The organism is Curtobacterium sp. ME12 (assembly GCF_903970855.1).
In the GTDB taxonomy this organism is placed as follows: domain Bacteria; phylum Actinomycetota; class Actinomycetes; order Actinomycetales; family Microbacteriaceae; genus Curtobacterium; species Curtobacterium poinsettiae_A.
Genome location: NZ_CAJCKD010000014.1, coordinates 1 through 21,810 on the forward strand (window position 1 = coordinate 1; position 21,810 = coordinate 21,810).

General features: G+C 71.8%; 22 protein-coding genes and 1 riboswitch. Of the genes, 11 read left to right on the top strand and 11 right to left on the bottom strand.

The annotated features are described in order from the left end of the window. Positions 1-556: 556 nt before the first annotated feature. A riboswitch (FMN riboswitch) is annotated at positions 557-691 on the top strand. 93 nt (positions 692-784) lie between these two features. The 3 genes from H7A73_RS08760 to ribH are packed head-to-tail and all read left to right on the top strand — an operon-like array spanning position 785 to position 2,603. Beyond that, the gene (locus H7A73_RS08760; RefSeq protein WP_071247477.1) at positions 785-1,438 is read left to right on the top strand and encodes a riboflavin synthase; all 654 of its coding nucleotides are present in this window, start codon (positions 785-787) and stop codon (positions 1,436-1,438) included. Further along, positions 1,438-2,127 (top strand): 3,4-dihydroxy-2-butanone-4-phosphate synthase, encoded by a 690-nt coding sequence (gene ribB / locus H7A73_RS08765; RefSeq protein ID WP_182065641.1) that lies wholly within the window; start codon positions 1,438-1,440, stop codon positions 2,125-2,127. Before H7A73_RS08760 ends, ribB begins: the two co-directional genes overlap by 1 nt. After that, positions 2,124-2,603, top strand: coding sequence for a 6,7-dimethyl-8-ribityllumazine synthase (gene ribH, locus H7A73_RS08770; protein ID WP_182065642.1), 480 nt, complete (start codon positions 2,124-2,126; stop codon positions 2,601-2,603). The genes ribB and ribH overlap by 4 nt, the downstream gene beginning before the upstream one ends. Before the next feature lie 88 nt (positions 2,604-2,691). On the opposite strand, the gene H7A73_RS08775 is transcribed toward ribH, so the two are convergent. After that, on the bottom strand, positions 2,692-2,862 hold the full coding sequence (locus H7A73_RS08775; protein ID WP_017888559.1) for a hypothetical protein: 171 nt from the start codon (positions 2,860-2,862) through the stop codon (positions 2,692-2,694). Between the two features lie 66 nt (positions 2,863-2,928). After that, the gene (locus tag H7A73_RS08780) at positions 2,929-3,477 is read right to left on the bottom strand and encodes a TetR/AcrR family transcriptional regulator (RefSeq protein WP_027466318.1); all 549 of its coding nucleotides are present in this window, start codon (positions 3,475-3,477) and stop codon (positions 2,929-2,931) included. A 155-nt stretch (positions 3,478-3,632) separates the two neighbouring features. Between H7A73_RS08780 and H7A73_RS08785 the strand changes: the two genes are divergently transcribed. The 5 genes from H7A73_RS08785 to H7A73_RS08805 all read left to right on the top strand — a co-directional run bounded on the left by H7A73_RS08785 (position 3,633) and on the right by H7A73_RS08805 (position 9,793). Continuing rightward, positions 3,633-5,669 carry an aldo/keto reductase gene (locus H7A73_RS08785; RefSeq protein WP_182065643.1) on the top strand — a complete coding sequence of 679 codons (2,037 nt, stop codon included), beginning with the start codon at positions 3,633-3,635 and terminating at the stop codon, positions 5,667-5,669. Further along, a complete protein-coding gene (locus H7A73_RS08790; protein WP_182065644.1) occupies positions 5,648-6,655 on the top strand; it encodes a LacI family DNA-binding transcriptional regulator in 1,008 nt (335 codons plus the stop codon). Before H7A73_RS08785 ends, H7A73_RS08790 begins: the two co-directional genes overlap by 22 nt. A 212-nt stretch (positions 6,656-6,867) precedes the next feature. Beyond that, complete coding sequence (locus H7A73_RS08795; protein WP_182065645.1) at positions 6,868-8,391, top strand: MFS transporter; 1,524 nt, start codon at positions 6,868-6,870, stop codon at positions 8,389-8,391. Between the two features lie 233 nt (positions 8,392-8,624). After that, positions 8,625-9,134 carry a flavin reductase family protein gene (locus H7A73_RS08800; protein ID WP_027466322.1) on the top strand — a complete coding sequence of 170 codons (510 nt, stop codon included), beginning with the start codon at positions 8,625-8,627 and terminating at the stop codon, positions 9,132-9,134. A 44-nt stretch (positions 9,135-9,178) separates the two neighbouring features. Beyond that, positions 9,179-9,793, top strand: a complete 615-nt coding sequence (locus H7A73_RS08805; protein WP_027466323.1) for a superoxide dismutase — start codon at positions 9,179-9,181, stop codon at positions 9,791-9,793. A gap of 149 nt (positions 9,794-9,942) precedes the next feature. On the opposite strand, the gene H7A73_RS08810 is transcribed toward H7A73_RS08805, so the two are convergent. Further along, positions 9,943-10,524, bottom strand: a complete 582-nt coding sequence (locus tag H7A73_RS08810) for a TetR/AcrR family transcriptional regulator (RefSeq protein ID WP_182065646.1) — start codon at positions 10,522-10,524, stop codon at positions 9,943-9,945. A 153-nt stretch (positions 10,525-10,677) separates the two neighbouring features. Here H7A73_RS08810 and H7A73_RS08815 point away from each other — a divergent pair, with 153 nt between their 5' ends. Then, complete coding sequence (locus H7A73_RS08815) at positions 10,678-11,649, top strand: carbohydrate kinase family protein (protein WP_182065647.1); 972 nt, start codon at positions 10,678-10,680, stop codon at positions 11,647-11,649. A gap of 29 nt (positions 11,650-11,678) precedes the next feature. Here the strand turns inward: H7A73_RS08815 and H7A73_RS08820 are convergent, their stop codons facing one another. The 5 genes from H7A73_RS08820 to upp all read right to left on the bottom strand — a co-directional run bounded on the left by H7A73_RS08820 (position 11,679) and on the right by upp (position 17,186). Continuing rightward, a complete protein-coding gene (locus tag H7A73_RS08820) occupies positions 11,679-13,151 on the bottom strand; it encodes a serine hydrolase domain-containing protein (RefSeq protein ID WP_182065648.1) in 1,473 nt (490 codons plus the stop codon). Then, positions 13,148-14,497 (bottom strand): cryptochrome/photolyase family protein, encoded by a 1,350-nt coding sequence (locus H7A73_RS08825; protein WP_182065649.1) that lies wholly within the window; start codon positions 14,495-14,497, stop codon positions 13,148-13,150. The genes H7A73_RS08820 and H7A73_RS08825 overlap by 4 nt, the downstream gene beginning before the upstream one ends. Further along, positions 14,494-15,006 carry a MarR family winged helix-turn-helix transcriptional regulator gene (locus tag H7A73_RS08830; protein WP_182065650.1) on the bottom strand — a complete coding sequence of 171 codons (513 nt, stop codon included), beginning with the start codon at positions 15,004-15,006 and terminating at the stop codon, positions 14,494-14,496. Before H7A73_RS08830 ends, H7A73_RS08825 begins: the two co-directional genes overlap by 4 nt. Before the next feature lie 258 nt (positions 15,007-15,264). Beyond that, positions 15,265-16,032 carry a winged helix-turn-helix domain-containing protein gene (locus H7A73_RS08835; RefSeq protein ID WP_182065651.1) on the bottom strand — a complete coding sequence of 256 codons (768 nt, stop codon included), beginning with the start codon at positions 16,030-16,032 and terminating at the stop codon, positions 15,265-15,267. 518 nt (positions 16,033-16,550) lie between these two features. Continuing rightward, entirely contained in the window at positions 16,551-17,186 is a 636-nt protein-coding gene (gene upp, locus H7A73_RS08840; RefSeq protein WP_110861591.1) for a uracil phosphoribosyltransferase, read from the bottom strand. A 76-nt stretch (positions 17,187-17,262) separates the two neighbouring features. Here upp and H7A73_RS08845 point away from each other — a divergent pair, with 76 nt between their 5' ends. Further along, the gene (locus tag H7A73_RS08845; protein ID WP_182065700.1) at positions 17,263-17,697 is read left to right on the top strand and encodes a nucleoside deaminase; all 435 of its coding nucleotides are present in this window, start codon (positions 17,263-17,265) and stop codon (positions 17,695-17,697) included. Here H7A73_RS08845 and H7A73_RS08850 read toward each other — a convergent pair. Then, positions 17,678-18,634 carry a cation diffusion facilitator family transporter gene (locus tag H7A73_RS08850; protein WP_182065652.1) on the bottom strand — a complete coding sequence of 319 codons (957 nt, stop codon included), beginning with the start codon at positions 18,632-18,634 and terminating at the stop codon, positions 17,678-17,680. The two genes, H7A73_RS08845 and H7A73_RS08850, sit on opposite strands and share 20 nt — an antisense overlap. A gap of 64 nt (positions 18,635-18,698) precedes the next feature. Here H7A73_RS08850 and proC point away from each other — a divergent pair, with 64 nt between their 5' ends. Beyond that, positions 18,699-19,529, top strand: a complete 831-nt coding sequence (gene proC / locus H7A73_RS08855; RefSeq protein WP_182065653.1) for a pyrroline-5-carboxylate reductase — start codon at positions 18,699-18,701, stop codon at positions 19,527-19,529. An 85-nt stretch (positions 19,530-19,614) separates the two neighbouring features. Here the strand turns inward: proC and H7A73_RS08860 are convergent, their stop codons facing one another. After that, the gene (locus H7A73_RS08860; RefSeq protein WP_217499818.1) at positions 19,615-20,310 is read right to left on the bottom strand and encodes a potassium channel family protein; all 696 of its coding nucleotides are present in this window, start codon (positions 20,308-20,310) and stop codon (positions 19,615-19,617) included. Further along, positions 20,303-21,736, bottom strand: coding sequence for a TrkH family potassium uptake protein (locus H7A73_RS08865; RefSeq protein ID WP_182065654.1), 1,434 nt, complete (start codon positions 21,734-21,736; stop codon positions 20,303-20,305). The genes H7A73_RS08860 and H7A73_RS08865 overlap by 8 nt, the downstream gene beginning before the upstream one ends. Between the last annotated feature and the right edge of the window lie 74 nt (positions 21,737-21,810).

The window sequence follows — 21,810 nt, forward strand, 5'->3', positions numbered from 1 at the left end:
GTTCCAAAAAGACGGCGCCCCCGCGGAGTGTGACTCGTTCGCGTGCACCCCAGCGCCCCCCCTCCCCACCCCCCCCCCCCCCCCCCGCGGGGCCGCGGGCGGCCGGCGGCCCCCGCGGGGGCCGCCCGCGACCGGGGTTCAGACGAGCCGGAGCTCGCCTACACGGGAGCCGGCTCGCCGGTCCTGCCGGCCGGGTTCGCGCTCCTGCTGCTCCTCGCCGGAGCGGGCACGCTCGTGCTCCGTCGTCGGCACTGACCGACAGGACGACGAGGGACGCCGCACCCGCGGCGCCCCTCGTCGTCACGCCGCCCGGCGGAGCATGCGTGTGCATGCCACGACGGAACGCGGGTCGATCGACGCGTGCTTCGTCGGAAGATGCCCGAGCATCGGATGTGCGTGCATGGTTCGAAAGGACACCAGTCGATCGACGAGTGCTCTGTCGGAACATGCCGGTGCACCTGATGCGCCCACGCGCGCCGAGGGTGCGACGCCCCGTGACGGCCGGTGGAGCAGAACGACGCGGCCGTCAGCGGCCTGGGGTATCGTTCCGACTACGCAAGCGCTCCGGGGTCGGTGGAATTCCGAGCCGGTGGTGACAGTCCACGAACTGATGACGGGTGCGAACCCGCCAGAGGTTGACCCGGTGGGATTCCGGGACCGACGGTGAAAGTCCGGATGGGAGGCGCGCTGGCGGACAGGACGACCCCGCGACCCGTGGGGTGCGACCCGTCCGTCGATGCCGACGATCGTCGAACGCCCCCGGAGTCCCGTTGAGAGGACACCAGTGTTCACCGGCATCATCGAGGAACTCGGCACCGTCACCGCCGTCGAGCAGCAGGGCGACTCCGTCGCGCTCACCGTCCACGGCCCCGTCGTCGTGCAGGACGCCCGGCACGGCGACTCGATCGCGACGAGTGGTGTCTGCCTGACCGTCGTCGAGCAGACCCCCGAGACCTTCACGGCCTTCGTCATGAAGCAGACCCTCGACATGAGCGCACACGGCGCGCTCCGGGTGGGGGACCGCCTGAACCTCGAGCGCGCCGCCTCGGTGGGTGACCGCCTGGGCGGGCACATCGTGCAGGGCCACATCGACGGCACCGCCACGGTGCTCGAGACGGCGGACGGCGACGGCTGGCGGCGCGTGCGGTTCTCGCTCGCGCCGGCGCTCAGCCCGCTCGTGGTCGACAAGGGCTCGATCGCGCTCGACGGCGTCTCGCTCACGGTCAGCGCGGTCTCGCCCGAGGACACCGCGCCCGACGCCGCCTGGTTCGAGGTGAGCCTGATCCCCGAGACGCTCGAGGCGACGACGCTCGGGCTCCGCGTGCCGGGCGACCGGGTGAACGTCGAGACCGACGTCCTGGCACGGCACGTCCGCCGCATGCTGCGGCTCGACGCCGCGGCGCAGTCGCTCGAGACCGTCGGATCGGAGGCCCGGTGATGGTGGCCGAGGCCGGTGCCGCCACGCAGGCACTCGGGTCGTCGAGCATCGAGGCCGCGATCGCGTCGATCGCCGCCGGTCGCCCGGTGATCGTCGTCGACGACGAGGACCGCGAGAACGAGGGCGACGTCATCCTGTCCGCCGAGCTCGCCTCGCCGGAGTGGATCGCCTGGACCGTGGCGCACTCGTCCGGGTTCATCTGCGCGCCGGTCAGCACCGAGATCGCCGACGCCCTCGACCTGCCGCCGATGGTGGCGCACAACGAGGACGTCCGCGGCACGGCCTACACGGTCACCGTCGACGCGGCCGTCGGCGTGACCACGGGCATCAGCGCCCACGACCGCGCCCGCACGCTGCGGGTCCTCGCCGACCCGAACTCGGTGCGCGACGACCTGCACCGACCCGGACACGTGGTTCCCCTGCGCGCACGACCGGGCGGGGTCCGTGAGCGCGCCGGGCACACCGAAGCAGCGATCGAGCTCGTCACCGCGGCCGGACTCCGGCCCGCTGCGGCGATCTGCGAGATCGTCGACGAGGACGGCAGCATGATGCGGCTGCCGGCGCTCGTCGCACTCGGGGCACGCGAGGGCGTGCCCGTCATCACCATCGCCGCGCTCGCCGAGTGGCTGGACGCGGCAGACCGGGCGGCGGCAGCGACCGCAGCGCCCACGGAAGGAACGACACGATGAGCGGAGCAGGCGCGGCGGACCGCGACCAGGTGGACGGCACCGGGATCCGGGTGGCCATCATCGCCGGACAGTGGCACGACACGATCGCCGCGGGCCTGCTGGCCGGGGCGCAGCGCGAGGTCGAGCGGCTCGGTGCGACGGCCGACGTCATCCCCGTGCCCGGCAGCTTCGAGCTGCCCGTGGTCGCGAAGACCGCGCTCGAGGCCGGTTTCGACGCGGCGGTCGCCCTCGGCGTCATCATCCGCGGCGGCACCCCGCACTTCGAGTACGTGTCGGGCGCGGCGACGAGCGGCCTGACGCAGGTCGCGATCGACACCGGCAAGCCGGTCGGGTTCGGTGTGCTCACGCTGGACGACGAGCAGCAGGGGCTCGACCGCGCCGGGCTGCCCGGCTCGAAGGAGGACAAGGGCGCCGAGGCCGCGCACGCGGCGATCAGCACCGCGGTGACGCTGCGGACCCTGCGGGTCCTGGTCTGATCGGCTCGTGACCTGACGCTCCACGCAGAACGGCCCCGCACCGGTGAGGTGCGGGGCCGTTCTGCGCTCGCTGGTCAGCGCTTGCTGGCTAGCGCTTGCCGAACACGTGGATCGGCAGGAAGAAGGAGAGGCTCATCAGGAGCACGCCGGCCATGAAGACGAAGGCCTGGCCCGACTCGACCTGGAAGGCGAACCCGAACAGGTACATCGACACCAGCAGCAGCAGGATCGAGAAAACAGCGGCGATGACGCGGCCCACGGGATACCTCCGGGTGTCGACGAGTGGATCGTTCCCCAGTCTATCCCCAGCCGGGGGTGTGCCGGTTCACGCTCCGGGTCGCGTCGCGATCAGACGGTCGACGACGGTGAGCAGGGTCTCCATGTCGACGCTGCCCCGCTTCGGCCGCACCTCGCTCGCAGCTCCGAGCGAGGCCTGGTGGTACAGCCCGTCGCCGAGGAGCTTGACGGCCTGCGCGGTCGGCTCGTCGCCGAGGGCGTCGACGAGGGTCGCGAGCCAGGCGTTCTCGGTGTCGTCGAGGGTGCGTCCCGCCTCTTCGTAGCCGGCCTGCTGCAGGCGGCTCGCGGCGAGCAGGGCGAGGTCCAGCTCGCTGCCGACGAACAGGCAGTTGCGGACGAAGTAGCGCGCGGCGCCGTCCTCGGCCTCCTGCATCCGCTCGACGTCGATCGCGGACAGGTCCGACAGTCGTTCGCAGAGCCCCTCGACCAGCGCGGCCTTGGAGCCGAAGTGGTAGAGCAGCCCGCCCTTCGAGACACCGGCGCGCGCGGCGACGGCGTCGAGCGTGGCAGGACGCTCGCCCTCCTCGCACACGATGGCGACGAAGCTGTCGAGGACGCGGTCGCGGGCACTGGCCATGCCGAGAGTCTAGGAGCAGTTCTCGGGGGAGCGGACGCCAGCTCGTCCATCGCCGCCGTGAACGTTCACGAATTACCGCAGGACCGTTGCCGATCGCTCCGGTGTCCGCTAGCTTCGAACCGACCGTGAAGGTTCACGAGACGACAAGGATCCGCATGTCAGCGCAGACGGCGAACACCGCCACCACCCCGACCTCGACCAGCACCGACCGCCCCGGGTGGGCCGTCCTCGGCCCCGGCGGCATCGCACGACGCTTCCTCTCGCAGCTGCCCGCCAGCGGGGGCGTCTTGGTCGCGGCCGGCAGTTCGTCGGCCGAGCGGGCGCAGGTCTTCGCCGACGAGGCCGCCGGTTTCGGGTTCGCGGACGTGACCGCCGGTACCTACGACCAGGTCCTCGCCGACCCGCGCGTGGACGCCGTCTACGTGTCGACCGTGCACACCGGGCACGCCCGGCTCGTCCTCGCCGCCCTCGAGGCCGGCAAGGCCGTCCTCTGCGAGAAGCCGCTCGCCGTGAACCACGGCACCGCGATGGCGCTCACCGACGCCGCACGGCAGGCCGGCCTGCCGCTCGTCGAAGCGTTCATGTACCGCTTCCACCCGCAGACCGCGGCGCTGCTCGACCTGGTCCGCGACGGCGAGATCGGCGACGTGACCCACGTCGACGCCTCGTTCGCCTTCCGGACGGGCGAGCGCACCGGTCGCCTGTTCGACGTCGAGACCGCCGGCGGCGGGATCCTCGACGTCGGCGGGTACCCGGTGACGATGGCCGCCGCGATCGTGCAGGCCGCCACCGGTGTCGCCGTCGCCGAGCCCGTGGACCTCACCGCCACCGGAACCCTCGGGCCGACCGGGGTCGACGAGTGGACGGTCGCGCAGCTCACCTACAAGGGCGGGACCACGGCGACGGTCCGGACCGGCGTCTTCGTGCAGGACGACAACGCCGTGTCGGTGTACGGCTCGCGCGGTCGCATCGTGCTCACGGACCCGTGGACCCTCGGCGATGACCCCACCATCGAGATCCACACCGTCGACGAACCCCCTCGCTCGCTGTCGTTCGCGGGTGAGCACCCCTACGCCCGAGAAGCCGACGCCACCACCGACGCCCTGCGGGCCGGGGCGGTCGAGGCGGCGCAGATGACCATCGACGAGACCCTCGCCACCGCCCGCACGCTCGACCGGTGGCGCGCGGCGATCGGCATGCGCTACCCCTTCGAGGCCGAGAGCGCCGACATCCCGACGGTGTCCGGCCGACCGCTCGCCGTGCAGGACGGCAACCCGATGCGCTCCGGCGAGGTGCCGGGCGTGGGCAAGCGGATGTCCCGCCTGGTGATGGGTGTCGACAACCAGCCCGACCTGGCACACGCCAGTGCGATCTTCGACCTGTTCGTCGAGCAGGGCGGCAACGTGTTCGACACCGGGTACATCTACGGCGGCGGTGTGCTCGAGGGGCGGCTCGGCAGGTGGATCCAGAACCGGGGGATCCGCGAGGACGTGGTCGTCATCACGAAGGGCGCCCACACCCCGCACTGTGACCCGGAGTCGATCACCCGGCAGCTGCTCGAGAGCCTCGATCGTCAGGGCACCGACTACGCGGACATCTACATGATGCACCGCGACAACCCCGACGTCCCGGTGGGGGAGTTCGTCGACGTCCTCGACGAGCACCGCCGAGCCGGGCGCATCCGCGTGTACGGCGGCTCGAACTGGACCCCCGCACGGTTCGACGAGGCGAACGCCTACGCGCGTGCCAACGGCAAGCACGGGTTCGAGGTGCTCAGCAACCACTTCGGTCTCGCCGAGGCGTACGACGTGCCGTGGGACGGCTGCGAACACGCGACCGATGCGGCATCGAAGGCCTGGCTCGAGGAACGTCAGGTCCCGTTGCTGCCGTGGTCCTCGCAGGCCCGCGGGTTCTTCACCGGCCGTGCGACGCCCGAGGACACCAGCGACGCCGAACTCGTCCGCTGCTACTACTCGGACGACAACTTCGAGCGGCTCCGGCGTGCGCGCGAGCTCGGCGAGCAGTTCGGTGTCCCGGCGACGGCGATCGCCCTGGCGTACGTGCTCAACCAGCCGTTCCCGACGTTCCCGCTCTTCGGACCCCGTACGATCGCGGAGGCCCGGTCGTCCATGACGGGCCTCTCCGTCGACCTCTCCCCGGAACAGGTGGCATGGCTGGACCTCCGCGCCTGACCCCGGGCGGCCGCACGACGATCATCGACGTCGCCGCGGCCGCCGGGGTGTCCCGGCAGACCGTCACCCGCGCGATGAACGGCATGTCCGGCATCAGCGCGGCGACCAAGGACCGCGTGCTCCAGGCGGCGGCCGCGCTCGACTACCGTCCGTCACGGTTCGGCCGTGGGCTCGTCACGGGTGGCGACCACCAGCTCGGGCTCGTCGTCAACGACCTGCGGAACCCCTACGCACCGGCACTCGCGTCCGCGGTGCTCGGCCTGGCCGCCGCCCGCGGGTGGAACGTCATGCTCGCCGACGTCGGGCTCGCGAGCGACTCGGACCGGATGGTGGAGTCCCTCGGCGCCCAGACGGACGTCGTGATCGGCTACCTCGGGTCCCGTGCGCCGGAGTGGATCGAACGGCTCGGCTCGGTCCCGGTCGTCGAGCTCGACCCCTCCGGGCCGGTGACCCGCGCCGCGGTCCGGATCGACCCGACCACCGCGATCGAGGCCCTCGCCGACCACCTCGTCGACACCGGGGTCAAGCACCCCGTCGTGCTCGACGCCGCCGCCGACGGCGTGCCGAGCCAGCGCGGGGAGCACACGGCCGCGGCACTCCGGCGTCGCGGGTACCTGCCCGACCTCGTCATCGTGGCCGCCCCCACCGCAGAGGCCGGTGCCGAACGAACCGAACGGATCCTCGCCGAGCACCGCCGGGTGGACGCGGTGCTGGCGTTCAACGACGTGCTGGCCCTCGGCGTGCTGTCGGCCTGCCGTCGTGCCGGGGTCGACGTCCCCGGGGACGTCCGCGTGGTCGGCGTCGACGGTCTGCCGCTCGGGACGCTCGTCGCACCGACGCTCACCACGCTGGCCGTCGACCTCGACGAGGTCGCGGGCCAGGCCCTCGACCTGGCGCTCGGCATGCTCGCGGGCGAGCTGCCGCGCTCGGGCGAGGCCGTCGAGCGCACCGTGCGACACCGGTTGCTGCTCCGCGAATCGGCGTAGGCCCGACGACGCGACCAGTGGACCGACACAAGGCCCGTGGCGGGATCGCCACGGGCCTCCCGGCCATGGCGGTTGCATTTGCAACCAAAACCGTCCAGACGGTACACTAACGGAGTCCTGACGGGGCGCGTGTCGATTCCGCGTCCCGTCTCGTCTGCCCCACGTACCACCCGCCGTCGACCTGGTCCGGCTCGAAATCCCAGGAGTCCGCTGTGTCCGCACTGCTCACCAGCCCCGTCGCCACCCGCGTCACCGGGAGCCGCGCCCGACGGTTCCTGGCGCTCGCGGTGCTCATGCTGCCGGTCCTGCTCATCTCGGTCGACAACACCATCCTGAGCTTCGCGCTGCCGTCGATCAGTCGCGCGCTGAACCCGGACGCCACCACGCAGCTCTGGATCGTGGACGCGTACCCGCTGGTGCTCGCCGGCCTGCTCGTCGTGATGGGCAGCATCGGTGACCGCATCGGCCGACGGCGGATCCTGGTGATCGGCGCGACCGGGTTCGCCCTGTTCTCGGTCGCCGCCGCCTTCGCGACCGACGCCTGGATGCTCGTCGCGGCCCGGATCGCGATGGGCGTGTTCGGCGCGATGCTCATGCCCGCGACGCTGTCGATCATCCGCAACGTGTTCGTGGACGCGGGGGAGCGGCGGATGGCGCTCGCCGTCTGGTCGACGATGTTCGCTGCCGGCAACGCGCTCGGCCCGCTCGTCGGCGGCGCGCTGCTCGCGCACTTCCACTGGGGCAGCGTGTTCCTGGTCGCGGTGCCGATCCTCGTGCTCATGCTCGTCGGTGTGCCGTTCTGCGTGCCGGAGTCCCGTGACCCGATGCCCGGGCCGGTCGACCTGCCGAGCATGTTCCTGTCCCTCGGCGCCCTCGCACCGATCGCCTGGGCCATCAAGTCGGTCGTGCACCCCGAGGAGCGTGGCCTCGCGATCGCGATGCTCGCGGTCGGTGTCGTGTGCGGCATCGCGTTCGTCCGTCGGCAGCTGCGGTCCCGCACGCCGATGCTCGACCTGCGCCTGTTCCGCAGCACGGCCTTCACCGGCAGCGTGCTGATGAACCTGGCGGCGATGTTCTCGCTCACCGGGTTCCTGTTCTTCATCGCCCAGCACCTGCAGCTCGTGGCCGGGCTCGACCCGTTCACGTCCGGCGTCGTGCTCATCCCGGGGTCGGTCCTGACCATCGTGGCCGGGCTCGCGGTCGTGCCGGTCGTGGCACGTGTCGCCCCGCGTTGGGTCGTGTCGGTCGCGCTGCTGTTCTCGGCGGCGGCGTACGCCCTCGTCGCGGTCCTCGGGCACCACGCCTCCATCGCCGCCCTGGCGTTCGCGTTCGTGCTGCTCGGCATCGGGATCGGGGCGTCCGAGACGGTGACGAACGACCTCATCATCTCGACGGCACCGGCGGACAAGGCGGGTGCGGCGTCGGCGATGTCCGAGACGGCGTACGAGATCGGCGCCGTGCTCGGGACCGCGGTCCTCGGGACGATCCTGGCGACGACCTACCGGGCGCACGTCGTGGTGCCCGACGGGTTGTCCTCGGCGGCGCACGTCGCGGCGCAGGAGACCCTCGGCGGCGCGGTCGCCGCGGCGGGGCAGCTCGGTGGCAGCGCCGGGCAGGTGTTGCTCGAGTCGGCACGGGCCGCGTTCGACTCCGGCGTGACGATCACGGCGGGCGTCGCGGCGGTGCTCATGGTCGTGGCGGCCGCGGGTGCGCTCGTCATGCTCAAGCGCCGCTGAGCGGTCGAGCGGGCGCGCGCACGTCGCTCCGCTCGCTTCGCTGCGCTTCGTGAGCAGGATCGGTCGGGTCGCCGTGTGTGACCCGACCGTTCCTGCTCACGAAGTGCCCCTCACGGCGCGCCCGGCCGCGCCCGAACCTGTGAATCGTTGACCTCAACCAGGGTTCAGGTCATACGTTGGGTGGCAGCCGCCGAGTGACGGCAGCCCCTCCCGAAGGAACGACCACGATCACCATGCCCGACGAAGCACCGGCCACCATCGCCGACGCGTACAAGTCCGCCTTCCGCGGGCACCCTGCCGGCGTCGCCGTCATCACGGCCGAAGGCCCGGACGGACCGACCGGCCTCACCGCCTCGAGCGTCGCGAGTGTCGCCGTCGACCCGCCCGTCCTCGTCTTCTCGCTCTCGACGAACTCCGGCTCGGCCGGGGTCGTGCTCGGTGCGCCGCTGTTCGTCGTGCACCTGGTCGACTCCCTCGGGGTCGCACTCGCCAAGCGGTTCGCCTCGACCGGCAGCCCGGCGGCGGACGACCCTATCTGGGGCACCCTGCCGTCGGGCGACCGCTACCTGCCGAGTGCGGCGAGTGCGCTCCGCTGCCGACCGCTGTCGACGACGCCCATCGGCAGCTCGACCGTCGTCGTGGCCGAGGTGCTCGACATCATCGTCGGTGCCGACCGCGGCGAGCCGCTGGTCTACCACAACCGGGAATTCCACTCCCTCACCGATCGTTCCCGGCTCTCGTGAGCCGCGGAGCCGCGTCCACAACCCACTGATCGAAAGGACCTCACATGGCTGAGTACACCCTGCCGGAACTGCCGTACGACTACGCCGCGCTCGAGCCGCACATCAGCGGCAAGATCATGCAGCTGCACCACGACAAGCACCACCAGGCCTACGTGACCGGTGCCAACACCGCGCTGCAGCAGCTCGGTGAGGCCCGTGAGTCCGGCAACTTCGGTGCGATCAACAAGCTCGAGAAGGACCTCGCGTTCCACCTCGGTGGCCACGTGAACCACTCGATCTTCTGGACCAACCTCGGCCCGGACACGAAGGTCCCCGAGGGCGAGCTCGCCGCGGCGATCGACGAGTTCTTCGGCTCGTTCGAGAAGTTCCAGGCACAGTTCGCCGCCGTCGCGAACGGCATCCAGGGCTCCGGCTGGTCCGTGCTGGCCTGGGACACCGTGGGCCAGAAGCTCACCACGTTCCAGCTCTTCGACCAGCAGGGCAACATCCCGTTCGGTCTCGTCCCGATCTTCATGCTCGACATGTGGGAGCACGCCTTCTACCTCGACTACCTGAACGTCAAGGCGGACTACGTCAAGGCCGTCTGGAACATCGTCGACTGGGAGAACGTCGCCGCTCGTTTCGAGAACGCGAAGTCGCAGCGGTTCGTCACGCTCTGATCCGCGTCGGCGGGTCACCACGGTGACCACCTGACGAACGGGAGGCACGGTGCCAGCTGGCACCGTGCCTCCCGTTCGTGGCCCAGGTGCCGTTCCGGGCCGTGCGCCGTCGCCGGGGACGCGAGCGGACCGCGATCGCGTGCGTGCGCTCAGCGCACGCGGTCTGCGTCAGCCGTGCTGGCAGCGAGGTCGTGGGCGATGCGACGCAGTGCCGCGTCGGCGTCGATGTGCGCACGGTCCACGAGTGCGCCCCACTGGGCTCCGCGCGCGGCCAAGACCGTGTGCTGGGCCGCACGTTCGGCGAGGACGGGGTCGGCGCCGTGTGCTCGGCACCACGCCCGGATGGCTGCGACCTGGCAGCGGTGCGCGCGGCGCTGCCGGTCGCGCCCGTCGAGGGATTCGACCGACCCGAGTTCGAAGGTGAGCCGTGCAGCCAGTGCGCGGTGTGGGTCGTCGAGCCCGCCGAACGTCGCGATCAGGTGGTCGGCGAGGGCGTCCGTGTCGGCGGCAGGGTCGAGCGCGGGCGCTCGGTGCGAGGTCGCGAGGTGCTCGACGACGGAGTCGATCAGGGCGTCGCGCGAGCCGAAGTGGTAGACGACCGGGTAGGCGCTCGTCCCGAGCACGCGGCCGAGGCCCCGGACCGTGACGTCCTCGATCTTGGTCTCGACGAAGTGGTCGACGACCTTCTCGAGGATCGCGGGTTTGCGAGTGGGGTCGGGCTTCCTGGGCATGGCTTCTCCGTCGTCGGGGTGGTCGCGCGACCGTCCACATACTAGCAGTCGGTATATCAGTCCCACGTCGGATGGGCTTGCCGGAACCGCTGTGAACCTCCGTTTTCACCGATAGAAACGGAGTAAAACTCGGTTCCAGGTACACTGTTGCGGATGTCCATGCCGTACGAGGGCGCTCTACCGCCGTCCCAGCCCGAGGGGACCCGCGCCGGACGGGTGGTCGCGGGCCGTCGTCGCGGCGCCGGAAAACGCTTCCTGGTCGTCGGCGACGTCCTGGACGGCGTCCTCGTGCACACCACCGCGCACCGGATCGGGGTGCACGATCCCGCCGCGGAGATCCGCCACCGGCCGACCGGTGCCGGTGGCAACACCGCCACCTGGCTCGGCTGGCTCGGGGCCGAGGTCGACGTCGTCGCCCGTGTCGGGGTCGACGACGTCTACCGCCACGAGCGCGCGCTCGAGGACGCCGGGGTCCGCGCCCACCTGCGCTACGACGCGATGACGTCCACCGGGGTCGTGGTCTCGGTCCGCAACGACCACGGCCGCACCGCGATGTCGGACCCCGCCGCGAGCGGGAAGATCAGTGCCGCCGACGTTCCGCCGTCGGTGGTCGCCCGCGCCGACATCGTGCACCTGGCCGGCGCCGCCATGCTCGGCGGCGGGGCCGACCGGCTCGCGGACCTGGTGGCGTGCGCCCGGACCGGCCCGGCGCGCGTGGCGGTGGATCCCTCGTCCGTCGCGGTGATCGAGACGATCGGTGCCGACCGGTTCCTCGAGGCCCTGCGGGGCGTCGACGTGCTCTTCCCCGACCAGCACGAGGCGCTCGCCCTCGCGGGGGGTGACGACCTCGACGCCGCGGTGCGTCGGCTGACCGAGCACGTCCCGCTGGTCGTCGTCACGGCCGGGGCCGACGGCGCGCTCATCGGACGCCGGGGCCGCAGCGTCCACCGGGTGCCCGCGACACCGGCGACCGTCGTCGACACCATCGGGGCCGGGGACGCCTTCGTCGCCGGGTTCGTCCGTGCATGGGCGACGGATCCGGTCCGCGTCGGTGCGGCAGCCCGTGAGGGCACCCGGGTCGCCGCGCGGGCGCTCGGCTTCGTGGGCGGTCGACCGCCGGTCTGAGCCGTCCCGGCCCGAGTCACACCCCTTGGTCAGCGCTCCGCCGGTTCGGCGACGACGTTCAGGGTCTGGACGCGCCCCGCGGCGGCGGGCGCGAGGCGGATCTCGACGCGCAGGCGCCCGCACGTGCCGGGGAGCCACCAGCGCAGGTGCGACGGTGTCGCCGCGTACTCGGCGACCGGTGCCGCACCGAGGTCGGCGCCCACCTCGGCGACGGCCTGCGCCACCGCCCGCCGGCGTCGGTCGTACGGCACGTCCATCGCTACGTTCGGGGTGCAGATCGCGTCCGCCAGGTCGTCGCGCCAGTCAGCCAGGAGGCGCGTCACGGCGGACTGGGCGGCTCGCGTCGCGCGGGTGGTCGCCGCCACCCCGCTGCTCGCTCCGGTCAGGTCGGTGCCGGCTCCCGCCGGGTCGGGTGCCGGGGCCGTCAGCACCGCGTCGAGCACGAGGTCGTGCGCTCGCTGGGCGGCCGCGGAGACCTTGGCCTGCGTGGCGTTCTCGAAGGCGACGACCCCGACGCCGTCGCGCACGGACCACCGCATGTGCGCGGAGAAGCCCGGGTAGCCGCCGGAGTGCGAGACGAGCTCACCGAAGCGATCGTCCTGCTCGACGAACAGTCCGAAGCCGTACGCCGTCGCCCGGGCCGAACCCGGGACGACGGGCGGGGGGACGACCCGCATCGCCTGCTGCATGAGTCGGCGGTCAGCGGGGGAGACCGGGCCGGGTTCCGGTGCGGCCGAGAACGCCGAACCGAGGTGCGTCGCCCAGCGTGCCAGGTCACGCACGGTCGAGAAGAGCCCGCCGATCGACGAGAAGGCACCGGGGCCGGTCATCGGCAGGGGTTCCCAGTCGCCCTCGTGTCCGCGGACACCGGTGACGACGAAGCCGGTCGACTCGTCGGCGCTGAACACGGTGTCGGTGAGTCCGAGGGGACGGAGCACGGTCTCGCTGGCGGCCGCGGTGAAGGGCTGATCGGTCACGACGGCGACGACCCGGCCGAGCAGCGCGTAGCCGAGGTTCGAGTAGGCGAAGCGGGTGCCCGGGAGCGAGTCGAACAGCAGGCCGCCGCGCAGGACCTCGTCGAGCTCGGCGTCCGAGATCGACTCCTGCCGGTCGGCCCAGGGGTCGTCGGTCGGGAACCCGGCCGACATCGTCAGCAGCATCCGTACCGTGGGGACGGGGGAGTCCGCGGTCGGCAGGTCGACGGCGCCGAAGGCCGGCACGAAGTCGGTGATCGGTGCGTCGAGGTCGAGCGCTCCCCGGGCGACGAGGGTCAGCAGGGTCGCGGCGGTGACGCTCTTGGTGCAGGAGGCGATGCGGTACACGGTGTCGGCGTCCGGTCGGCGTCCGTCACCGCGGTCACCGTGCCCACCGGACGCGACGAGCCCGGAGCGGTCGAACACGCCCCACACGCTGCTCGGAGCGATGCCCTGCTCGACACGCGACCGGAACAGCTCGTCGACCCGGTCGACGACGGTGGCGATCGCCTGATGCGGCCCGGTCACGAGCGCCGCATCCGTTCGTAGGCGTCGAGCGCCCGCTGCCGCGACGCCTTCAGGTCGACCATCGGCTCGGGGCGCAGCTCGTCGGCGGGGACCCAGCGGTGGACGTACTCGCGGTGCGGGTCGAAGCGCTCGAGTTGCCGATCGGGGTTGAAGACCCGGAAGTACGGGGCGGCGTCGAAGCCGGAGCCCGCGACCCACTGCCAGTTCGCCGCGTTGTTGGCGGGGTCGGCATCGACCAGGGTGTCCCAGAACCACTGCTCCCCGACGCGCCAGTCGACGAGCAGGTTCTTCACGAGGAAGCTGCCGGCGGCCAGCCGCACCCGGTTGTGCATGGCGCCGCTGTGCCAGAGCTCCCGCATGCCCGCGTCGACCAGGTCGAAGCCGGTCAGGCCCTGCCGCCAGCGGTCCAGCTCGGCCGGTTCCGGATCACGCCACGGGAACGCGTCGAAGTTCCGACGGACGTTGACGGTGGCGATGTCGTCGCAGTGGAAGTACTCGTTCCAGTTGAACTCACGCCACGCCAGCTGCCGGAGGAACGCGGCGGCGTTCTGGCGCTGCGCGGGCTCGAGCCGCTCGTGCAGGCGGTGCCACACCTGGTAGGGGCTGATCTCGCCCCACCGCAGGAACGGGGAGAGGCTGCTGGTGGCTTCCATCGCTGGCTCGTCGCGCTGGTCGTAGTCCTCGAGCGCGTGCTCGACGAAGTGCTCGAGCTGCTGGCGGGCGCCGTGCTCGCCCGGGGTCCAGGCGTCACGGAGCCCACTCGCCCAGTCGGGCTTCGTCGGCAGCAGTGCCCAGTCGGCGAGTGCATCACCTGTGACGTCGGCCGCAGCGGGCAGGTCGTCGGGGTCGGGCAGGGGGTGGCGTGGTTCGGGCAGTGCCTGGACGGCGTTCCAGAACGGGGTGAAGACCTTGTACGGCTCGCCCTGCCCGGTGAGCACCGTCCACGGCTCCCAGAGCAGGTTCGCGGCGAAGCTGTGCGCCTCGACGTCACGGTCGTGCAGGGCCGCCTTGATGCCGGCGTCGATGTCCCGCTCGACGGCGCCGTACCGACGGTTCCAGTACACCGCGTCCGCCCCCGTGTCGGCGACGAGCTGGTCGATGACCGTCGCCGCGGCACCGCGCCGGAGGACCAGCCGGGAACCCCGGTCGCGCAGGTCGGCGTCGAGGGCGGTCAGGGAGTGGTGCAGCCACCAGCGGCTCGCGGCACCGATCGGACGGAGCCCGGGGGACTGCTCGTCGAGGACGACCACCACCGTGACGTCGCCACCGTGGTCGATCGCCGCACGCAGCGCGGGGTTGTCCGACAGCCGCAGGTCGTCACGGAGCCAGACGATCGCGCCGGTCACACCGTCGCCGCATCCGGAGCGACCACCGAGCGAGCCGTCGACCGTCGGCCCGGTGCCGTGCCGACCGCCAGCCGGAGCTTCGTGCAGAGTTCGGTGAGGGTGCGCAGTTCGGGGTCGGAAAGCCCGGCACCGACCTGCTGCGCGATGCTCGCCGCGTGCTGCACGGCAACCTGGCGGTAGACGTCGAAGCCGTGCGGGGTCAGCGCCACGATCACACCGCGGGCGTCGGTGGGGTCCGGCTGCTTCTCGACGATGCCGCGGGCGAGGAGCCGGTCGACCAGGCGGCTGACGCTCGGCTGGGTGAGGAGCAGGTGCCCGGTGAGGTCGCGCATCCGGCAGCGACGTCCGGGCTGGGTCGACAGGTTGAAGCAGACGTCGTACTCGTTGAACGAGATCTCGTCACCGGGGAAGTCCGCGTTGAGGCTCCGCATCACGGCGACCTGGGCGCGGAAGAGCGCTTCCCAGGCGGCGACGGCAGTCGCCTTCTCACTGCGGCGTGTCTCGCTCACGTTCGCGTTCCCTCCGGTCGTACGGTCTGACCACACTACCGACGGGGTCCGACAGGAGCCGGGCGACATGCACGAGGGCCGGCCGCCTGTCGGCGACCGGCCCTCTCCCTTGCACCAAGAGTTTCCTGCAATCACATTCCACAGGCGGTGCCACAGCAAACACCGTCTGCACCATCGACTGTATAACGAAGCGGTAACGGCGCGCCAGCCTGTCCGGGGCCGGTTCGCTGCGAGTTCACCAAGAGCAGCCGATCGAACTCAGAAGAGGTCGGGCGACGGGGTGGACGCGTACCGCACGGCGACGTCCGCGTGCCGGTCGAAGCGGTAGCCGACGCCGCGCACCGTGCGGACGATCTCCTCGAACGCGCCGAGCTTCGAGCGGAGCCGACGCACGTGCACGTCGATGGTGCGCTCGTTCGGGGTCTCGTCCTCGCCGTCCGACCAGAGGCCCTCGATGATCGCGGAACGGTCGACGGTCTGGCCCTCGCGGAGGACCAGGAACTGCAGGAGCTCGAACTCCTTGTAGGTCAGGGGTGCCGCTTCGCCGTCGAGGGTCACGCGCTTCCGCGAGATGTCGATGACGACACCGGTCTCCTCGGGCTCGGGCTTCTCGGCCTGCTTGCGGGCGGCCACCGCGGAGCGGTCCTGCAGGGCGAGGCGGACGACGTCGACGTCCCGGCCACCGGAGTGCTCGGCGGCGACGGCGACGGCCGCGTACGTCTCGGACGACGGGACGAGCTGCGCGGTGAGGGCCTTGAGCTGCTCGACCACCGCGGCCAGGGTCGTGCCGGCGGCGGCGGCCTTCGCTTCGTCGATGCCGACGTACAGGGCGAAGCCGCGGGCCTCGGTGCCCTCGGGGAGTGCGCGGTTCCGCTGCGGCGCGACCACGGGGCTCGTCGGAACGGTGCCCGGTCCGGTCGCCGCCGGCGAGGCCGGGCGCGGACGGATCGGGGTGACGGTGCCGAGGTCGGTCGGGGCCGGTGCGGAGCGGAGCGCGGTGCGGGGCTGGGCGATGGTGAGCGACATGGTGGTTCTCCGGGCGGTGTGGCCGGTGCGCGGGTGGCGCGGCGGCCGGTGTCGAATGCGTCATCCCGGGGACGGCGGTGCGCCGATGTGCCCTGCGGTCCTGCTGCGGACCGGGGCCGACCCGGGGGAACGGGAGACAGACCTCGTGACGTGGTGCGCGTCGCCGACGGTGTCCGTCACCCGGGGATCACGCGCTCGCGACGGGGGTGGTGTCGCGGGGGATCCGGCTGGAACGGGTGCCGATCAGGCACACATTCGACAACGCATGACCGGCATGGTCGGCATCATCACGCCGACGGTCCCCACTGCCCCTGCGGAGGAGCACGCCTCGGAGAGGACGCGGGTGGACACGGTTGCAGTCATGTGACGAGTATCAGCGGTATACCAACGCGGTGTCAACCGTCCGCGCGGACGGTGCCCTCCGCGCACCGGCGGCGGTGGACCGGGCTGACGGACGACGGGAGGCCCGTGGCGGTGTCGCCACGGGCCTCCCGTCGATCGTCGGTGGCGTCGACTGCCTACTCGGCCAGGCCGTAGAGCCGGTCGCCGGCGTCGCCGAGGCCCGGGACGATGTACCCGTTCTCGTCGAGCTTCTCGTCGAGCGCACCGAGGACGATCGAGACGTTGCGGTCGCCGACGGCCTGCTCGACCATGGCGAGCCCCTCGGGAGCACCGAGGATGCACACGCACGTGACCTCCTGCGCACCGCGGGCGAACAGGAAGTCGATCGCGGCGGCGAGGGTGCCACCGGTGGCGAGCATCGGGTCGAGCACGAAGCACTGCCGACCGGACAGGTCGTCGGGCAGGCGCTCGGCGTAGGTCTGCGGCTCGAGCGTCTCCTCGTTGCGGGCCATGCCGAGGAAGCCGACCTCGGCCGTCGGGACGAGCTTGACCATGCCCTCGAGCATGCCGAGCCCGGCGCGGAGGATCGGGACGACGAGCGGCCGCGGCTTGGCGATCGCGACGCCCATGGTGTGCGCCACCGGCGTGTCGATCGGCGTCGCCGTGACCCGGACGCCCCGCGTGGCCTCGTACGCGAGGAGCGTGACGAGCTCCTCGGTCAGGGCGCGGAACGTGGGGGAGGGCGTCGTACGGTCGCGGAGCACCGAGAGCTTGTGGGTGATGAGCGGGTGGTCGGCGACGTGGACTCGCATAGGGTCGAGCCTAGCGTGCCGCCGACCGTCAGGAGGTCCCGTGGAGGAGCCCGCAGCCCGCCCGTTCGTCCCGGCGATGGAGCGTGCGCTCGACGAGGCCCGACGGTGCCTGGAGACCGACGACGTCCCCGTCGGCGCCGTGGTGCTCGACCGGGACGGCGTCGTGGTCGCCACCGGCCGGAACGAGCGCGAGGCGCGACAGGACCCGACGGCCCACGCCGAGGTCATCGCGCTGCGTGCTGCGGCGGCGGTGGCGGGGGACTGGCACCTCGAGGAGCACACGCTCGTCGTGACGCTCGAGCCCTGCCCGATGTGTGCCGGTGCCGTCATGGCCGCACGGGTGCCCCGGGTCGTGTTCGGCGCGTGGGACCCGAAGGCGGGTGCCAGCGGCAGCGTCTACGACATCGCCAGGGACCGCCGGCTGCCGCACCGCTCCGAGGTCATCGGAGGCGTGCTCGAGGCGGCGTGCGCCGAGCTGCTCGACGACTTCTTCAGTCCGCGGCGAGGATGACGATCGCCTCGGTCGGCGGCTGCGGCCCGGTGCGCAGGACGTCCGGTTCGACGTAGATCACCCGGGCGATCGGCACGGCACCCCGGACCCGCTGCTCCACGGTGTCGATGCCGGCGGCGACGTCACCGAGCCGGCGGTCCCCGTCCACGGCGACCTTCACGCCGACCATCAGCTCGTCCGGCCCGAGGTACAGGGTCTTCAGGTGGATGATCGCGTCGACCTCGGGGCCGTCGAGCACCGCCTGCTTGATGCGCTCGACGTCGGCGGCGGTCGCGCCCTCACCGACGAGCAGGCTCTTCGTCTCGATGCCGAGCACCACCGCGACCGCGATGAGCAGCGCCGCGATGAGCATGGTGCCGATCGCGTCGAACACCCCGTTGCCGGTGATCGCCGTCAGGCCGACGCCGAACAGGGCGAAGACCAGGCCGAGCAGGGCGGCGGTGTCCTCGAGCATCACGACGGGCAGTTCCGGGGCCTTCGCGCGGCGGACGAACTGCACCCAGCTCTGCGAGCCCTTCTGCGGCCGGGCTTCCTTCAGGGCGGTGCGGAGCGAGAAGCCCTCGAGCCCGATGGCGATGACGAGCACCACGAGGGGGAGCCACCAGTTCTCGAGCGGGTGCGGGTGGGCGAGCTTCTCGATGCCCTCGTAGAGCGAGAAGACGCCACCGACCGAGAACAGGATGATCGAGACGACGAACGCGTAGACGTACCGTTCACGCCCGTAGCCGAAGGGGTGTTCCTGGTCCGCAGCTCGCCGTGCCTTGCGGCCACCGAGCAGCAGCAGGAGCTGGTTCGCGGAGTCGGCCAGGGAGTGCACGCCCTCGGCCAGCATCGACGCCGATCCGCTGATCGCCGCCGCGATGAACTTCACGATCGCGATGCCGATGTTGGCACCGAGTGCGGCGAAGATCGCCTTCGTGCCTCCGGAAGCGCTCACAGCTGTCCCCTTCTCGTGGTCTGCGACACGATCCTAGGCGGGTGGCGTCGGTAGGGTCGGGAGCATGACGATCGACCTGCCCCGCACCGCCCTGCTCGGCGTCGGCTCCATGTCCGGCGCGGTCCTCGACGGCCTGCTCGCAGCGGGACTCGACCCGGCCACCGTGACCCTCACCACGAAGTCGGAGGCGTCCGCTGCTGCCCACCGGCAGCGCGGCCTCGACGCCACCGCGAGCGACACCGACCCCGACGCCAACCGGGCGGCCGTCCGCGGCGCGGCCCTCGTCGTGGTCGGCGTGAAGCCGTACATGATCGCGGACCTGCTCGACGAGGTCGCCGACGACCTGGAACCCGGCGCCGTCCTGGTCAGCGTCGCCGTCGGCACCACCACCGCGAGCATGGAGGCTCGGGTGCCCGGCGGCGTCCGGGTCGTCCGTGCCCTGCCGAACACCCCGATCGGCGTCGGCCGCGGCGTCACCGGCGTCAGCGCGGGCACCTCGGCCGACGCCGCGGCCGTCGCGCTGGCGTCGTCGGTGTTCACCGCCTCGGGGGAGGTCATCGAGGTGCCGGAGTCGCAGCTCGACGCGTTGTCCGCCGTGTCCGGTTCCGGTCCCGCCTACGTCTTCCTGCTGGTCGAGCAGTGGCAACGTGCCGCCGAGGAGCTCGGGTTCACCCACGAGCAGGCGGCGACGATGGTGCAGGGCACCGTCCGCGGCGCGGTCGAGCTGCTCGCGCGGTCCGGCCGGGAGCCCGCCGACCTGCGCCGTGCGGTGACGAGCCCGAAGGGCACGACGGAGCGGGCCGTCGCGGTGCTGCAGGACGCCGACCTGGCGGACACGCTGCTGCGCGCGTCGCGTGCCGCGATCGCGCGGGCCGAGGAGATCGCCGCGTCGTAGACGCACCCCGAGGCGGACGGGAGGCCCGTGGCGACGCCGCCGCGGGCCTCCCGTCCGGCCCTGGTCGCGACCCGGGCCGCGCTCGCTACTCGTAGGCGGCGAAGCGCTCGAGGTCGGTCTCGGAACCCGAGACGATGATGACGTCGTCCTCACCGATGACGCTGTCCGGCGTCGCCGGTACGAACGGGCTGCCGGGCGGCTTGATGCCGAGCACGGTCAGGCCGAAGCGGGTGCGGATCACGGTGGTGGCGAGGTCCTTGCCGCGGACTGCGCGCGGCGGGAACATCTTGACCACGGCGAAGTCGTCGTCGAACTCGATGAAGTCGAGCATCCGGCCGGAGACCAGGTGTGCCGTTCGCTCGCCGGCCTCGCGCTCGGGGTAGACGACGTGGTTCGCCCCGATGCGGGACAGGATCGTGCCGTGCGAGCGGCTGATCGCCTTCGCCCAGATCTGGGGGACGCCGAGGTCGACCAGGTTCGCCGTGATCAGGACGCTCGACTCGAGGTCGCTGCCCGTGCCGACGACGGCGATGGCGAAGTCCTGCGCGCCGATCTGCCGGAGCGCGTCGATGTCGGTCGCGTCCGCCTGCACCGCGTGGGTGACCCGGTCGGACCACTTCTGCACCAGTCCGGCGTCGGTGTCGACGACGAGCACCTCGCGGTCCTGACGTTCGAGCTGGCCGGCGGTGGCGGCCCCGAAGCGACCGAGGCCGATGACCAGGACGGGAGCGTCGTGACTGATGGCACCGTGCTGGTGCGACGAACGGGTGCGGTCAGCCAACGATCGGCCTCTCCTCGGGACGGCGGAACAGTTGCCGGCTCTGGCTGGCGGCCAGGGCAGCGGCGATGGTCACTGTACCGACCCGGCCGAGGAACATGGTGGCGGCGAGCACGTACTTGCCCGGTTCCGGCAGGTTCGCGGACACGCCGGAGGACAACCCACTGGTCGAGAACGCCGAGATCACCTCGAACAGCACACGGTCGAGCGAGTCGTCGGTGATCTGCAGGAGCACCACGGTCGCGACGGCCACGATCGTCGCTCCCCAGAGCACGATGGCCACTGCGACCCGCAGGACGTCGCTCGGGATCCGGCGGCCGAAGGCCTCCATGCTCTGGCGTCCACGCGCCTCGGCGACCGCGGCCAGGAACAGCACCGCGAGGGTCGTCACCTTGATGCCGCCGGCGGTCGACGCGGATCCGCCGCCGATGAACATGAGCATGTCCGTGACGAGCAGACTCGAGCCGTTGAGCTGGTCGAAGTCGACGAGCGAGAAGCCGCCGGAGCGGGTCATCGTCGACAGGAAGAGCGCCTGGAACGCCGTGCGCCCGGCTCCTTCTTCGCCGAAGGTCGTCGGGTTCGACGCCTCGAGTGCGGTGTAGACGACCGCGCCACCGAAGAGCAGGACCGCGCTCGTCGCCAGGGTGAGCTTGACGTGGATCGGCCAGCGCCGCGGGGTGCGCAGCTGCTTCGTCAGGGCACGGATCACCGGGAACCCGATGGAGCCCGCCACGACACCGATCATCAGCAGCGTCAGGAACCAGTAGTCGTGGGCGAACGGGTCGAGGCCGTCGGCGTTCGGCGAGAACCCGGTGTTCGTGAAGGCCATCGCCGCGTAGTAGAAGGAGTCGCCGACCGCCGTCCAGAACGGGATGCCGGCGATGAGCACCGACGGCAGGAGCAGCAGGCCGAGGACGATCTCGATCGACAGCGTGCTCACCGCCACGGTCGCGAGCAGGGTGCCGACCTCGCCGAGCCGGACGGCCTGTCCCTCGGGCACGGCGCCGTGGTGGGTGCGGAGCGGGTTCGAGTCGCCGGCCGCCATGAGCTTGGCGCGCAGGCCGAGCCTGCGGGTGACGAAGAGGCCGAGGATCGACGCGAAGGTCAGGACACCGACGGCACCGATCTGGGTGCCGATGACCACCAGGACCTTGCCGAACACCGACCAGTGCGTCGCCATGTCGACCGTGGACAGCCCGGTGACGCAGACCACCGACGCCGCGGTGAACAGGGCGTCCGCGAAGTGGGTGCTGCTGCGGTCCGCGGTGGCCCACGGCGTCATGAAGAGCACCGTGAACAGGAAGATCAGCGCGATGAACACGACGATCGCCAGTCGGGACGGCGACGAGCGCAGCACCGTCGCGATCCGGCTCGCTCGCCGTCGGCCGACACTCACGTGGTGCGGGATCGGCTCGGTTCGGTCGAGCATGCGTATGCCTCCGAGGACATGGGCCGGGACGGTTCGTCATGGTACATCCGTGGTGCCCCGGCTAGCCTTGCCCC